Consider the following 14,591-nt stretch of genomic DNA (forward strand, 5'->3'; position numbering starts at 1 on the left):
GAGATATCATGGTCGAGATTCCATCCGGCGACGCAGGCACCGTCCCGTCCGCCGAAGTCGAGGATGTTGAACTCTATCATCCGAAAAGCTGGTGGACGAAATATGTCTTCAGCCAGGATGCCAAGATCATTGCCGTACAATACTCGGTCACGGCCATTTCGATCGGTCTTCTGGCGCTCGTACTCTCCTGGCTGATGCGCCTGCAGCTTGCCTTTCCCGGCTATTTCGCCTTCATCGATGCCGACCGCTATTACCAGTTCATCACCATGCACGGCATGATCATGGTGATCTATCTCCTGACGGCACTGTTCCTCGGCGGTTTCGGCAACTACCTCATTCCGCTGATGGTCGGCGCACGCGATATGGTGTTCCCCTATGCGAACATGCTGAGCTACTGGATCTACCTGCTCGCCGTATTGATCCTGGTCGCCAGCTTTTTTGCACCGGGCGGGCCAACGGGGGCCGGCTGGACCCTCTATCCGCCACAGGCCGTTCTGTCCGGCACGCCCGGCGGCAGGGACTGGGGCATCCTCCTGATGCTCTCCTCGCTGATCGTCTTCATCATCGGCTTTACCATGGGCGGCCTGAATTATGTGGTGACGGTGCTGCAGGGACGCACGCGCGGCATGACGCTGATGCGCATGCCCCTGACCGTCTGGGGCATCTTTACCGCGACAGTGATGGCGCTGCTGGCCTTCCCTGCCCTCTTCGTCGCCTGCGTCATGATGCTGTTCGACCGTCTGCTCGGCACGAGCTTCTTCATGCCCGCCATCGTCGAAATGGGCGAGCAGTTGCAGCATGGCGGGGGCAGCCCGATCCTGTTCCAGCACCTGTTCTGGTTTTTCGGGCATCCTGAGGTCTATATCGTCGCCCTCCCCGCCTTCGGCATCGTCTCGGACTTGATCAGCACCCATGCGCGCAAGAACATCTTCGGCTACCGCATGATGGTATGGGCGATCATCATCATCGGCGGCTTGAGCTTCATCGTCTGGGCGCATCATATGTATGTCAGCGGCATGAACCCGGCTTTCGGCTTCTTCTTCGCCACGACCACGCTCATCATCGCCATCCCCACGGCAATCAAGGTCTACAACTGGGTGCTGACCTTGTGGCGCGGCGACATTCATCTGACGCTGCCCATGCTTTTCGCGCTGGCTTTCATCGTCACTTTCGTCAATGGCGGCCTGACCGGCCTCTTCCTCGGCAATGTCGTCGTCGACGTCCCGCTGTCCGATACCATGTTCGTCGTCGCGCATTTCCACATGGTCATGGGCGTCGCGCCGATCCTTGTCATCTTCGGGGCGATCTATCACTGGTATCCGAAGGTGACCGGGCGCATGCTGAACGAAGCACTCGGCCAGATCCATTTCTGGATCACCTTCCTCGGCACCTACGCGATCTTCTTTCCCATGCATTATCTCGGCCTGCTCGGTGTGCCGCGCCGTTACTACGAGCTTGGAGAGACAGCCTTTGTTCCGCCTTCGGCCCATGCGCTGAATGTCTTCATCACTGTCACGGCGCTCGTCGTGGGCGCGGCTCAGATCGTCTTCCTGTTCAATCTGGTCTGGAGCCTCTTCAGGGGCCGGGAGGCAGGCGGCAATCCGTGGCGGGCGACGACGCTCGAATGGCAGACGCCGCAGACCCCGCCTGCACATGGCAATTGGGGCAAGGATCTGCCGGTGGTTTACCGCTGGGCCTATGACTACAGCGTGCCGGGAGCGACCGAGGATTTCATCCCACAGACGGAACCGGCAAGCGGCGTCACAAGGGAGGTCGTCGCATGAACGTCGCACTGGTCTTTCTTGCCGCGATCGGTGCCATCATTATCTGGTGGCTGGCCGGGCAGCGGTTGACCTCGAAGCCCTGGCTTGAAGCAAGTCCGGTGCAGGCGGTGGCAGGCGGGCAAGAGCCGCCTGTTGTGGCGGTAAAAATCGGCCTCTATGTCTTCCTCGGCGTCGTCGGCGCCCTCTTCAGCCTCTCTGTCAGCGCCTATTTCATGCGGATGGAGGCCTCGGACTGGGGAGGAATGCCGGTCCCCCGGTTGCTCTGGGTGAATACCGCCGTGCTTGTCCTGAGCAGCGCTGTGCTGCAATGGGCAAGAAGAGAAGCGCGGCTTGGCCATATGGAGACCCTGCAGCCAATGCTTGCCGCCGCTTTCCTTCTCGCTGCCCTCTTTCTCGTCGGACAGATCCAGGCGTGGCGCGAACTGATGTCGACCGGCTACGTGCTTGCCGACAATCCCGCCAACAGTTTCTTCTACATGCTGACGGGCTTGCACGGCCTGCACGTCCTCGGTGGCCTTGTCGTGCTCGGCCGAACGACCGCCAGATCATTCGTGGCGGATGCTCGGAAGGACAGGCTGCGCCTCAGCGTCGATCTTTCCGCCATCTACTCCCATTTCATGCTCGCCGTTTGGCTCATGCTCTTTGCGCTCTTTGCCGGCTGGGCAAACGACTTTGTCGATCTCTGCCGCCAATTGCTGAACCAGGGGATTCCTGGATGACACAGTCTCTCCAGACACACAGCAATCCTGATCTCCACCCCGCCGGACTGCGCGGCGTCGCTTCCGATTTCGCCTCGGATCAGCGCGCCTTCAAAACCGCCTCATGGGGCAAGGCGATGATGTGGATCTTTCTCTTGAGCGACACCTTCGTCTTCGGATGTTTTCTGCTGGCCTATATGACCGCGCGCATGTCGACGCCCGTCGCCTGGCCCAATCCGAGCGAGGTCTTCGCGCTCCATATCGGCGGGCAGGATGTTCCGCTGATCCTGATCGCGATCATGACCTTCGTGCTGATCTCAAGCAGCGGCACCATGGCGATGGCGGTCAACTTCGGCTATCGCCGGGAACGCGGCCGGACGGCTGCCCTGATGCTGGCGACAGCGCTTCTCGGTGCGACCTTTGTCGGCATGCAGGCCTTCGAATGGACGAAGCTGATATCGGAAGGGGTGCGCCCCTGGGAAAATCCCTGGGGGGCGGCGCAATTCGGCTCATCCTTTTTCATGATCACCGGCTTTCACGGCACTCACGTCACGATTGGCGTCATCTTTCTCTTCATCGTCGCCCGCAAGGTCTGGCGGGGTGATTTCGACGAGGCGCGGCGCGGCTTCTTCACCAGCAGGAAAGGTCACTACGAAGCCGTCGAGATCATGGGCCTCTACTGGCATTTCGTCGATCTGGTCTGGGTGTTCATCTTCGCATTTTTCTATCTGTGGTGAGGAGGATCGTCATGAGCGAGACAACCGCGCATGCTCAAACGCACACGCAGGCACGCACACAGACGCATACCGGGCAGCAACATCCGATCCGGCTTTACCTTCTCGTCTGGGGCCTGCTCTTCGTGCTCAGCGCCTTTTCCTACATGGTCGATTATCTCGGAATCCAGGGCTTTGCCCGCTGGTCGCTGATTCTCGTGTTCATGATGCTCAAGGCGGGACTGATAGTCGCCATCTTCATGCACATGGCCTGGGAACGGCTGGCGCTCGTCTATGCCATCCTGCTGCCACCGGCGCTGGTGCTGGTCTTCACGGCCCTCATGGTCTCGGAGGCAAACTATACCATCCTCACCCGGCTCGCCTTCTTTGGAACGGCTCCCTGACGGGCGCGACGCCGAAGCCTCCTTTCAAGCTCGCCGATCGCCTGCGCATCTTTGCCCGAGGTTTGCAATCACTCCGGCTTCGGCCCGTGAGGACAACTCGGGGAACAAAAATGCCGGACGCATTCGCGCGCCCGGCTTGCAGTCAGTCCACTGGGAGGGCTTCAGTTGAAAATCGACTCGTATTCGCCTTTCAGCATGGCGATCACATCGTCTGTCGTCATGTTCCGATCCCCCTGAAAGGTGAACATCGTGTTCCAGATCGAGTTGATCCAGTCCGAATCCGAAATATAGAACGGATTGAGCACGCTGGAATTGTCCTTGGCGAGATTGCTCAGAACCAGCTTGTTGCAGGCGTCGAGCTTGTCCTCCGGCGCATCGACCCGAACCGGGGTCGATCCTTTATAGGCTGCGAATTGTCCATTATTGGCCGGATCGACGGCAATTGATGCCATGTCGAATTCCGCGGCGAGTTGATCCTTGCTGACAGGAGCACCACCGAGGATGCCCATGGCGTCGACCGTGACAGCCACAGCCTTGGTGCCCGGCCAGTTGATGCAGTTGAAATCCTCGCCCAGCACCTTGTTGTTGGCTTTCCACTGCCCCTTCATCCAGTCCCCGTGGAACTGCATCAGCGTCTTGCCCGAAATCACCGTATTCGTGGTTTCGTTCCACTGGCGGTTCGTCCAGCCTTCGTCAGCCTGGGCAGTGATCTTCCGGAACATCTCGATCGCGTCGCGAAGACCCTTTTCCTCGAACACCGACGGATCCGGCTTGCCGCCGTCAGATACGTTGTAGAACTTCTTGTAGACTTCAGGGCCGGCTACCGCCGCCATGAGAGCGTGGAACAGGTAGCCTGCCTGAAACGTATTGCCGCCGACGCCGATGAAATTGTAGCCGGCCGCCTTCACCTTATCCATGTCGGCAAACATATCGTCCGCCGACTTCCATTGCGTCGGATCGACGCCCGCAGCCTTTGCGATTTTCATATTGTAGTAAACCATGCCGTCGATATGAATTCCGAGCGGGATCTTGCGCACCTCGCCGTCGACCTTGATCGCTTCCTGTACGGCGGCTGGGAAATTCGGCGTTGCGCCGATCTTGTCGAAATATTCGCCCACGGTCTGGCCAAGCCCGCGATCACGAATATCCCGATAGACGTCAGCATTGCCGGTCAGAAAGATGTTCGGCGGCGTTCCGGCAATCACCAGGCTCACGATCGGCCCCCCTGCTCCGGACTGCTCATGCGGAACCGCCAGTTCCTTGATGGTGTTGCCTTTGGCTTTCAGCGCTTTGACGAATACGTTGAGAGCTTTGATCTCGCTTTCATTCGACCAAGAATGAAAGATTGTCAGATCGGCTGCGCTGGTCTTGGCGATGGGGGCGATAGCGAGCGCGAGCGCCAGCCCGATGCCTGCGAGTTTGGATCTCATGCCATTTCCTCCCTGTCATCAGGCCGTCCGGCCTAGATTCGCACTTCCGTCTTCGGGTCGAACAGATCGAACTTGTCAGCCGGATAGCTGACCCGAAGACGTTCGCCCGCTGCCGGTACGTGGTAATGCTTGGAATCGAAACGGACGGCGATCAGTCCGCCGCCGCTTTCAAGAAAGGCAGTTACGTCGCTTCCGGTTTTTTCCGTGTAGCGGACGGGCAATTCGAAATATGCGCCACATGCCTCTTCAGGCATCTCCCCAACGGAAAAATGCTCCGGCCGCATGCCGGCGATGACGTTCTGCCCCGTTTTGGGCTGGTGCTCGAATTGATAGCGCGAGAGATGAAGGGGGACGCCTGACGGCTCGTGCCGGGCAACACACGCGCCTCCATTGGCGACGACCGTCGCGGGGACCATGTTCATCGCCGGTGAACCTATGAACGAGGCGACGAAGAGGTTTTTCGGCCGTTCATAGATTTCGTCGGGCGTTCCGATCTGCTGGATGACACCGCCATTCATGACGGCGATCCGCGTCGCCATTGTCATTGCCTCGATCTGGTCATGCGTGACGAACACGATCGTCTTCTTCAGTTCATTGTGCAGGCGTTTTATCTCGAGACGCATTTCAGTCCTGAGCTTCGCGTCGAGGTTCGAGAGCGGCTCGTCGAACAGGAAGACATCGACATTCTTCACCAGCGCCCGGCCGATGGCGACGCGTTGGCGCTGCCCCCCGGAGAGCTGCGCCGGCTTGCGGTCCAGCAGAGCATCTATCTGCAGAAGCTTTGACGCCCATTCGACACGTCGCTGCATTTCGGCCTTGTCGAGCTTTTGAGCAGAAAGACCGAACAGCAGGTTTCCCTTCACGGTCTTGGTCGGATAGAGGGCGTAGGACTGGAACACCATTGCCAGACCACGATCCTTCGGATCGAGATCGGTCACATCCCGGTCACCGATCGCAATCGTGCCGTCCGAAGTTTCCTGCAGGCCGGCGAGCATGTTCAACAGCGTGGTCTTGCCGCATCCCGAAGGTCCGAGAAGCACCAGAAACTCGCCATCGGCAATCTTGAGATTCAGGTTCTCAAGCACGGTCAGGCTGCCGAAACGCTTGACAATATTGCGAAACTCGACGTCAGGCATGGACTATCCCTTGATTGCTCCGGCGGTGATGCCCTCAACGAAGAACTTGCCAAGCCCGAAATAGACGACGAGCGGAGGGATGGCGGTCAGAAGTGCTGCGGCCATGTTCACGTTGTAACGAACCTCGCCGAACGAGGTGATCACGGTATTGGCGAGGATGACGGTCATCGGTTGTGTGCCGACGCCACCGAAGGTAAGCCCGATCAGATAATCGTTCCACACGCTGGTAATCATCAGGATGAGCACGACGATCATGATGTTTGCCGACATCGGCAGTATGATTTCCAGGAATATCTTCCAGAAGGAGCCGCAATCCATGATCGCCGCCTTGATGATCTCGTCTGGAATGTCCTTGTAGAAATTCCGGAAAATCAGCGTCAGCAACGGCATCGACAGGATGGCGTGGACAACCGCAACCGCCCAGATCGTGCCGAAGATCCCGAGCGAGGAGACGAGTACCACAAGCGGGATCATGATGATCTGAAAGGGGACGAAGGCGCAGAGGAACAGAATGAAAAGGAAGGTTCCCGCCCAGTTGATCTTCCAGAGCGCCAGCGCATAACCCGTCACCGACGAAACGCCGATCGACAGCAACAGGCTCGGAAACAATATCTTGAGCGACGTCCAGAAGCCGGCGCTCACCCCATTGCAGGTCATGCCCGCACACGTCTGCGACCACGCGTAACGCCAGGGTTCCAGCGTCCATTCCGTCGGAAGCGAGAAGATCTGCCCCTGCGCGATCTGGTCCATCGTCTTGAACGAGGTCATGATCACGACATAGAGCGGAACCGACACAAAGGCCGCGCACATGGTCAGGAAGACGAGGATGGCGATGCTCGATCCCCGGATCCGTCTCCGGCGCCGTTTGACCTTGACCCGGTCAGCGGCAAATGCCGTGGCTTCGATGGTAGCTGTCATTATGCACGCTCCTCCCGCCGGCGGGCCTGCCAGGCTGTCACGAGCATGAGAGGCAGGAAAAGTGCCGCCGTCATGAGAAGCATGATGACGGCCGCAGCGGAGGCGTAGCCGATATTGCCGCGTGCGCCGAACGAATTGACCACGAAATAGGCCGGTGTCCAGGTTGATGTGCCGGGCCCGCCATTGGTCATCGCAAGGACGATGTCATAGGTCTTGACGACACCAAGAGACAACAGGATCGCGCAGGTCAGAAAGGTGAACTTCATCATGGGAATGATGATCTCTGTGTAGAATTTCCAGAGACTCACGCCATCGAGCCTTGCTGCGCTCCATATCTCGGAATTGATCGATTTCAATCCCGCCAGCATCAGTGCCATGTAGAAGCCGAGACCGTGCCAGATGGAGGCAAGAATGATTCCGTACATGGCTGTCCGCGTGTCCGCGAGCCAGTTGAAATTTGCGCTTTCCCAGCCGAGCCCCCGCAGGAAATTCTGGACGCCGAGATCCGGATTGAAAATCCATCGCCAGGCAATGCCTGTCACGATGAGAGAAAGCGCCAGCGGATAGAGAAATATCGTCCGGAAGAACCCCTCCCCTCGCTTTTCCCGCTCGATCATCGCGGCAAGTATGAAGCCGAAGAGAATCGCCAGCGCATTTCCAATTGCGAGAATAAGGATATTTCCGAGCGCCGTGGTCCAGGAACTGTCATTGAACAGCCGTTCATACTGTCTGCTCCAGGAACTGAGATCGATCGTATATTCGGGGAACCGCCGCGAGCGCGTGAACGAAATCCAGATCGTCCAGAGAATCGCGCCGAGAAACGCAACGGCGGTCGTCGTCAGTGCGGGAATAAGCGCAATCCTGGGCGATGCCCAGCTCCACCGAATTGCCATCTGTTCCTCCCCGACCCGCCGTGGTCGCTTGCGAAGGGTATTCGCAAATGATCGCAAACAGATCTTGTATTAGCGCTAATATAAAGGTAAGCATTGCCAAACGTCAATGGCCTTGTTGATGCCGGGAAGCCATCACGGAAAAGAGGCCGGGGAGGAAGGCGATGCTTGGGGACCAGATACCGGCGGTGGGGCTTGGTACATACGGGCTGACCGGAAACGACGGCCTTTCCTCAGTGAAATCGGCAATTTTGCTCGGATACCGGCATCTTGATACCGCGCAAACCTACGGCACGGAGGAAAATGCCGGACAGGCTGTCCGTGAATCGGAACTGCCGAGGGGTTCATTTTTCATTACGACGAAAATCACCGCCAAGAACCTCGGACGCATTCGGCAGAGCATTCGGGAAAGCCTCATCCTTATGGGGCTTGATCACGCCGATCTTGTGCTCATCCACTGGCCCGCACCTTACGACGAGGTGAGCGTGCGCTCTTATATCGGAGACCTGGCGAGAGCGCAGGACGAAGGTCTGTGCAAGTTGATTGGCGTTTCGAATTTCACGCGCAGACATCTCGATGAGGCACTCGCCGAAATAGGTGAGAATCGCCTGGCGACCAACCAGTTCGAACAGCACGTCTATCTGCAGAACCGCGTTCTGGAAGATCACTGCATGTCGGCGAACATACGGGTCACCGCTTACATGCCGTTGGCAGGCGGCAACGTTTCAGACGACGCCGTTCTGAATGCCGTTGCGCAAAAACATGGCGTTGCCGCAAGCCAGGTCGCGCTCGCCTTTCTGCTCAACAGGGGCTCGATCATCATACCGAAATCGGGCTCACGCGCCCGCCAGCAATCGAACCTCGCTGCCAAATCCGTGAAGCTCGACGCACAAGACCTTGAGGCGATCGCAGGTCTCGATTGCGGCAGGCGTTACATCAACCCGGAATGGGGTCCGGCGTGGGACTGATTTAAAGAGGAGGCCGGGCAAGACACCGGCCATATCTGGAGGAGAAGATGGGTATCTTCACGACGCTTGGCCACATTGCCTTCAAGGTCAACGATCTCGATAGGTCGGTGGCATTCTACAACAGGATTGGATTTCCCGAAATGCTCCGCCTGCTCGATGCGGAGGGCAGACCCTGGATCGTCTATCACCGCATCAACGACAATCTTTATCTTGAACTATTCCCTGGAGGAGATGGCACCCCTGCTCCGGCCAATGAGAAAACCGGCTTGAACCACTTCTGCCTCACGGTCGCCAATGCCGATCAGGCCGAAAGGGACCTTGCGGAAGCCGGCATCAAGCTTCGTCGTCCCCGCAAGGAAACACGCGGTGTCGACGGCAATTGGGGCATGTGGATCGAAGACCCGGACGGGAATCGCATCGAAATCCAGGAAATGGCGCCGAACTGCATCCAGTACGAAGCTGAAAGAGCACTTGTCGCCGGCGGTGAGCCCCACGTCCTGACTGTCTATTAGCAACCGTCGAAAACCGCAAAACGAGGCCGACAATATCGGCCGGGAGGATTTTCATGATCAAGGTAAAACAGATCGCTCATGTCTGCATCTTTGCACACGACCTGGATAAGACCCGCGCGTTCTACGAGGATGTTCTGGGGCTCGACACGCAGTTCAACTTCCTGCGTGACGGCAGGATTTTCGGCTTCTATCTCAATTGCGGCGGCAGAAGCCATGTCGAGGTTTTCCAGAAGGATGGAACCTCATATAGCGACACGAACCAGATCACCCATTTCTGTCTCGAGGTCGAAAATCTCGACGAGGCAATCGCGCATATCAAATCCAAGGGTATCGATATCACCAACAAGAAGTACGCGTGCGACGACACCTATCAGGCGTGGATAAGGGATCCCAACGGAGTGAGGATCGAACTGTTTGAATATACAGATAAGAGCGCTCAGTTTACCGGCCGTGACCGCGTTGCCGACTGGTGATTGGCGCTTGAATTCGGCAATCTGTCTGTTGCATCTGGAAGACGGAATGCCGGCACAGGCAGGCTAGAAAAGTCACTTCCATGGAAAAGGGCCTCGTGAAACCAAAACCCAAAACCAAGCTGAAGGATGTGGCCAAAGCTACGGGTTTTTCAGAAAATACGGTATCGCTGGCCCTGCGGGGCAGTCCCCGCCTGCCGGAGTCGACCCGTGACCTGATTCTTAGGGCGGCGGAGGAACTCAACTATTTTCCCAACCATATCGCCCGCTCGCTGGCCAACAATGCGACGCGGACTATCGGGCTGGTATTGACGGACATCATGAACCCTACGCTGACCTTGGCTGCCCGCACGATCGAGCGGGAACTGACCAAAGCCGGCTACGGGATGATGTTCGCGGCAAGCGACACCAGCGTCGAAAGTGAGAAACGGGCGCTCCTGCGTTTCCAGTCCTATCAGGTGGACGGAATTCTGGTATATCCCGCTCATCATCGAAAATTCGATCATATCGTCGCCGTCGCTGAGGCCGGGACACCTGTTTTGCTGCTGGCCGAACTGCGCGGATCGGGCCTCGATACGGTGGCAATCGACGATATGGCAGGTGCCTACAAGGTCGCTTGCCATCTTCTCGGGCTCGGTCACCGCCGGATCGCCATGCTGGACGGCGGCTTCATGTCCGGGAATGACGACAAACGCCGCGGTATCCGCCGGGCAATCCGTCAGGCCGGCCTTCCGGCCAATACGCTTATTGTTCACAATGCCAAGGGAACTTCAGCTACCCAAGGCTACCGGATGATGCCTGCCGTGATGGCCGATCCCAACAAGCCCACTGCGCTTGTCGCCTCAACCGACGCATTGGCCACCGGAGCGTTGCGTTGGTGCGGCGAAAACGGGATTTCGGTTCCTGGCCAAATGGCGATCGCCGGATACGACAATACGGAAGTCTCCGAATTCAGCGTTTTGCCGCTGACGACCGTGAACTATGCAGCCGATGAAATCAGTCGAATCGGCGTTGCACGCATCCTTCATCGTCTGGAAAACAAGGAGGCGCGGCTTCCCGCGGAAACTCAGTTGATCGAGCCTGAATTGATTGTCCGCGCGACGACCTGATCGGAGAGGCTGTCACGTTATTCTTGAATTATTCCGGCGATTTCCCCGTCTTGAGCGGGAGGAGATTGCCGAGATCGATCGGGAACGGAAAGACGATCGTCGAATTCTGTTCGCCTGCAATGACGTTCAACGTGTTGAGATAGCGAAGTTGCATCGCCTCGGGCTGTCTTGCCAGGATTTCGGCCGCTTCAAGCAGCTTCGCCGCGGCCTGTTGTTCGCCCTCGGCATTGATCACCTTGGCTCGCCGTTCACGTTCGGCTTCCGCCTGGCGGGCGATTGCACGGATCATGGATTCATTGATGTCGACATGTTTGATCTCGACATTCGCGACCTTGATGCCCCAGGCATCGGTTTGAATGTCGAGGATCTCCTGAATGTCGTTGTTGAGCTTGTCGCGTTCGGCCAGCATTTCATCGAGATCGTGCTTGCCAAGCACCGAGCGTAAGGTCGTCTGGGCCAGTTGGCTCGTCGCCATCATGAAGTCCTCGACCTGGATGGTCGCCTTCTCGGGGTCGATGACCCTGAAATAGATCACGGCATTGACCCGGACGGAAACGTTGTCGCGAGAGATGACGTCCTGACTGGGAACATCGAGCACCAGCGTACGCAGGTCGACCCGCACCATCTGCTGCACGTAGGGAATGAGAAGGATCAACCCCGGTCCCTTGACGCCGGTGAAACGGCCGAGCGTGAAGACGACGCCGCGCTGATATTCCCGAAGGATCTTGATCGCGGAACCGATGAGGAGCAGCAGAAGAAGGACGATGACGAGATAGAAGGCGATATCCGTAAACATACCCATGATTTCCTCCTGTTTTACAGAAGCCCCTAGCGTTCCTGCGCAATTCTGGTGACTTCGAGCGTCAGCCCGGTTCGACCGGTTATCTTGACGCCATCGCCGGCGACGAGCGGTTCGGTGGATACTGCCTTCCAGCGCTCGCCATGCGCGATCACATAACCCGAGGTATCACTCCAGCTATCAACCTTGCCGGCGATACCGACCATCTGCTCCGTGCCGGTGACGACGTCACGCCGGCGCGAGGTGAATGCAAGGCGAGCAACGATAACGCTGAAGACGATGCTGGCAATGGCTATGCCCCCCAGCACCGACCAGGAAATCTCCAGGCCGGGCACATCCGTATCGAACAGGATGGTCGCGCCCAGTACCAGCGCTACAGCGCCGCCGATGCCGAGGGCACCGAAGGATGGCGAATGTGCCTCGGCTACCGTCAACCCGGCACCAAGGACAATCAGCGCGACACCGGCATAACTCACCGGCAGCAATGCAAGCGCATAAAGGCCGAGAAGCAGGCTGATACCTCCGATCGTGCCGGGAACAAATGTTCCTGGAGTGAGAAATTCGAAGATAAGACCATAGATGCCAACCATCATCAGGATGAGTGCAATGTTTGGATCGGTTATCACTGAAAGCAGCCTGGTTCGCCAATCCGGCTCGAAATCACGGATGGCGAGGCCTGCGGTCTCAAGTCGAATATCTGTCTGGCCAACACGCACGACGCGACCCTGAGCCTGCGCCAGGAGATCCTCCACGGTCGCCGCCGTGAAATCGATGACATGTTCGCGCTGGGCGACGACCGATGAAAGGCTGGCAGCTTCGCGTACGGCACGTTCTGCCCAATCGGCATTGCGGCCGCGCAGTTCCGCAAGACCGCGAATATAGGCAACCGCATCATTGACGGCCTTTGCTTCGCTTGCGTTATCCGGGGATTGTCGCTGCTTGCCGTTGGGGTCGTCCGGACGATCGTTGCCTGGTTCCGGACCACGACCGAACCCTCCGCCGAGGGAAATCGGTGTTGCTGCCCCCAGGTTGGTACCCGGCGCCATCGCCGCGATGTGGCTTGCATAAAGAATATACGTGCCGGCGCTGGCAGCCCGCGCGCCGCTTGGGGCCACGAAACCTGCTACCGGCACGGGCGAGGCAAGGATCGCACGAATGATGTCGCGCATCGATGCGTCAAGACCGCCGGGCGTGTCCATCTGCAGGACGACCAAACCCGCTCCACCTTCATCGGCACGCTGAAGTCCGCGCCTGACATAGTCTGCCGTCGCCGGACCGATGGCGCCGTTCAGCTTCAGCACTATCGCTATATGTGCGGGTTCCGTTGACGGCGCCGCGCTCAGACCAAAAACCGGCAGGGCAAGCAGCAGGAGGATGGTTCGGGCCATCAACCGCCAGAACCTCAAACACCGCATGGTCTTCCGTCGAATGTTCATGATCTGGAATATATGGCGGAAGTGCAAAACGGTAAGATAAGGACCTTTCGATCACAGCTGTCGGCTATGCAGCGTGTATCGTCAGAATATGACTGATCATGCGAATTCGTACCTTAGAACACGCCGTTTCTGGAAAGATCACTCGACGTACTTTTGGGGCGGAGCGAAGCGTGCGCGTCTCGTCAGAGACGGAAGTCTGGCCAAGGCCATATGAGAGACCATGCGCGCCGATGAGCCGAGTGCAATTACGCGCGTTCCTCCGCCGCAAAGTCGTCGTGATGCTTCGTCAATTGCTTGCACGGGCCGGTGGACCGACGCTCGACAATCCTCGATGCGATATTGACGCGGCGTGCGGGCATGTCCGGCTGGCGCGGGTGTTCGATGCGCTCGATCAGAAGCCTCAGGCCGACGGCACCGCATTCCTGGCCTTCCATTCGCACTGTCGTCAATTGCGGTGATATCTGTGTTGCAGCCGAAAAATCGCCGAAGCCGACGACGGAAACATCATCGGGAATACGGTAGCCCTGCCCCAAAAGTTCGGACACGACAGTCAGCGCGAGACCGTCATGGGCGCAGAAGAACGCCGTTGGCTGAATACCCTTCTCCTTGAGCGCGCGATAGGCGCCGGCAAAGCCGCCTTGCTCGTCGAACTCCATGGCATGCAATGCGACATCGGGGTAACGTTCGGCAATCTCGCGCGCTCCATAGAAACGCTCGCGGCGACCGCGATAGCCGGGCGTACCGTAGACATAGGCGATCGATCGGTGCCCGAGGCCAAACAGGTATTGCATTACAGCCTGGCCCGCCTCATGGTCGGTGCCGGAAACGTGGTCGGCGTCTTCCAGGGGATCGATCCAGCCGAAACGGACGATCGGAATACCGGTCGCCGTCGCGGCTGCAATCGCTTCAGGGGCATGCGGTCCAACGAGCAGCAGGCCGGCACAGGTGTGTGCCAGATCCTCAAGCTGGCTCGCGTGGTGCGTCCAGCGCATTCGCAAACCCATGCCCAACCGATGGGCCTCGGATTGAACCCCGTTCTGGATCTGCATGTAGAGTTCGCTGTTGACGGGATCGTGATCATGAAAAACGATGGCGACCTCGCTCGCCGCAACCTTGTTCAGCGGCTTGATATATCCCAGCCGCTGCGCCGTTTCGCGGATGCGCTCGCGGGTCTCATCGCTGACACCGCTCTTGCCGGACAATGATCGCGATACCGCGTATTTCGACAGGCCGACTTCCCGTGCAATCGTCTGTAAGGTGACGCGTCCGCGCTTTTCCATTCCCGCATCCTTCTGCAGCCGCAGCCTCGCTACACGGCTGCGCT

15 protein-coding genes are annotated in these 14,591 nt (G+C 58.3%); 8 read left to right on the plus strand and 7 right to left on the minus strand.

Going from position 1 to position 14,591, the window contains the following annotated elements:
- Nucleotides 1–8: 8 nt before the first annotated feature.
- The 4 genes from ctaD to QEO92_RS27755 are packed head-to-tail and all read left to right on the plus strand — an operon-like array spanning nucleotide 9 to nucleotide 3,599.
- A complete protein-coding gene (gene ctaD / locus QEO92_RS27740; protein WP_227705406.1) occupies nucleotides 9–1,784 on the plus strand; it encodes a cytochrome c oxidase subunit I in 1,776 nt (591 codons plus the stop codon).
- Nucleotides 1,781–2,503 (plus strand): cytochrome c oxidase subunit 3, encoded by a 723-nt coding sequence (locus QEO92_RS27745; RefSeq protein WP_227705407.1) that lies wholly within the window; start codon nucleotides 1,781–1,783, stop codon nucleotides 2,501–2,503. The genes ctaD and QEO92_RS27745 overlap by 4 nt, the downstream gene beginning before the upstream one ends.
- A complete protein-coding gene (locus tag QEO92_RS27750; RefSeq protein ID WP_037145819.1) occupies nucleotides 2,500–3,219 on the plus strand; it encodes a heme-copper oxidase subunit III family protein in 720 nt (239 codons plus the stop codon). The genes QEO92_RS27745 and QEO92_RS27750 overlap by 4 nt, the downstream gene beginning before the upstream one ends.
- An 11-nt stretch (nucleotides 3,220–3,230) precedes the next feature.
- Nucleotides 3,231–3,599 carry a cytochrome C oxidase subunit IV family protein gene (locus QEO92_RS27755; RefSeq protein WP_037145821.1) on the plus strand — a complete coding sequence of 123 codons (369 nt, stop codon included), beginning with the start codon at nucleotides 3,231–3,233 and terminating at the stop codon, nucleotides 3,597–3,599.
- Nucleotides 3,600–3,760: 161 nt separating this feature from the next.
- Here the strand turns inward: QEO92_RS27755 and QEO92_RS27760 are convergent, their stop codons facing one another.
- The 4 genes from QEO92_RS27760 to QEO92_RS27775 are packed head-to-tail and all read right to left on the minus strand — an operon-like array spanning nucleotide 3,761 to nucleotide 7,976.
- On the minus strand, nucleotides 3,761–5,029 hold the full coding sequence (locus QEO92_RS27760) for an ABC transporter substrate-binding protein (protein WP_227705408.1): 1,269 nt from the start codon (nucleotides 5,027–5,029) through the stop codon (nucleotides 3,761–3,763).
- A 32-nt stretch (nucleotides 5,030–5,061) separates the two neighbouring features.
- Complete coding sequence (locus QEO92_RS27765; RefSeq protein WP_227705409.1) at nucleotides 5,062–6,165, minus strand: ABC transporter ATP-binding protein; 1,104 nt, start codon at nucleotides 6,163–6,165, stop codon at nucleotides 5,062–5,064.
- A 3-nt stretch (nucleotides 6,166–6,168) separates the two neighbouring features.
- Complete coding sequence (locus tag QEO92_RS27770; protein WP_037145827.1) at nucleotides 6,169–7,083, minus strand: carbohydrate ABC transporter permease; 915 nt, start codon at nucleotides 7,081–7,083, stop codon at nucleotides 6,169–6,171.
- The gene (locus QEO92_RS27775) at nucleotides 7,083–7,976 is read right to left on the minus strand and encodes a carbohydrate ABC transporter permease (RefSeq protein WP_227705410.1); all 894 of its coding nucleotides are present in this window, start codon (nucleotides 7,974–7,976) and stop codon (nucleotides 7,083–7,085) included. Before QEO92_RS27775 ends, QEO92_RS27770 begins: the two co-directional genes overlap by 1 nt.
- A 161-nt stretch (nucleotides 7,977–8,137) precedes the next feature.
- Here QEO92_RS27775 and QEO92_RS27780 point away from each other — a divergent pair, with 161 nt between their 5' ends.
- From QEO92_RS27780 to QEO92_RS27795, 4 genes are all read left to right on the plus strand, one after another.
- The gene (locus QEO92_RS27780; protein ID WP_227705411.1) at nucleotides 8,138–8,941 is read left to right on the plus strand and encodes an aldo/keto reductase; all 804 of its coding nucleotides are present in this window, start codon (nucleotides 8,138–8,140) and stop codon (nucleotides 8,939–8,941) included.
- Nucleotides 8,942–8,988: 47 nt separating this feature from the next.
- The gene (locus QEO92_RS27785) at nucleotides 8,989–9,453 is read left to right on the plus strand and encodes a VOC family protein (RefSeq protein ID WP_227705412.1); all 465 of its coding nucleotides are present in this window, start codon (nucleotides 8,989–8,991) and stop codon (nucleotides 9,451–9,453) included.
- Nucleotides 9,454–9,506: 53 nt separating this feature from the next.
- On the plus strand, nucleotides 9,507–9,926 hold the full coding sequence (locus tag QEO92_RS27790) for a VOC family protein (protein ID WP_037145834.1): 420 nt from the start codon (nucleotides 9,507–9,509) through the stop codon (nucleotides 9,924–9,926).
- Nucleotides 9,927–10,006: 80 nt separating this feature from the next.
- A complete protein-coding gene (locus QEO92_RS27795) occupies nucleotides 10,007–11,032 on the plus strand; it encodes a LacI family DNA-binding transcriptional regulator (RefSeq protein ID WP_227705413.1) in 1,026 nt (341 codons plus the stop codon).
- 28 nt (nucleotides 11,033–11,060) lie between these two features.
- On the opposite strand, the gene QEO92_RS27800 is transcribed toward QEO92_RS27795, so the two are convergent.
- The 3 genes from QEO92_RS27800 to QEO92_RS27810 form a co-directional block, all read right to left on the minus strand.
- Nucleotides 11,061–11,834, minus strand: a complete 774-nt coding sequence (locus QEO92_RS27800; protein ID WP_227705414.1) for a slipin family protein — start codon at nucleotides 11,832–11,834, stop codon at nucleotides 11,061–11,063.
- A gap of 26 nt (nucleotides 11,835–11,860) precedes the next feature.
- Nucleotides 11,861–13,219, minus strand: a complete 1,359-nt coding sequence (locus QEO92_RS27805; protein ID WP_227705415.1) for an NfeD family protein — start codon at nucleotides 13,217–13,219, stop codon at nucleotides 11,861–11,863.
- Between the two features lie 293 nt (nucleotides 13,220–13,512).
- Nucleotides 13,513–14,547 (minus strand): LacI family DNA-binding transcriptional regulator, encoded by a 1,035-nt coding sequence (locus QEO92_RS27810; protein WP_227705416.1) that lies wholly within the window; start codon nucleotides 14,545–14,547, stop codon nucleotides 13,513–13,515.
- Between the last annotated feature and the right edge of the window lie 44 nt (nucleotides 14,548–14,591).

Origin of the sequence: Neorhizobium petrolearium (assembly GCF_029854435.1) — a bacterium.
In the GTDB taxonomy this organism is placed as follows: Bacteria; Pseudomonadota; Alphaproteobacteria; order Rhizobiales; family Rhizobiaceae; genus Neorhizobium; species Neorhizobium petrolearium.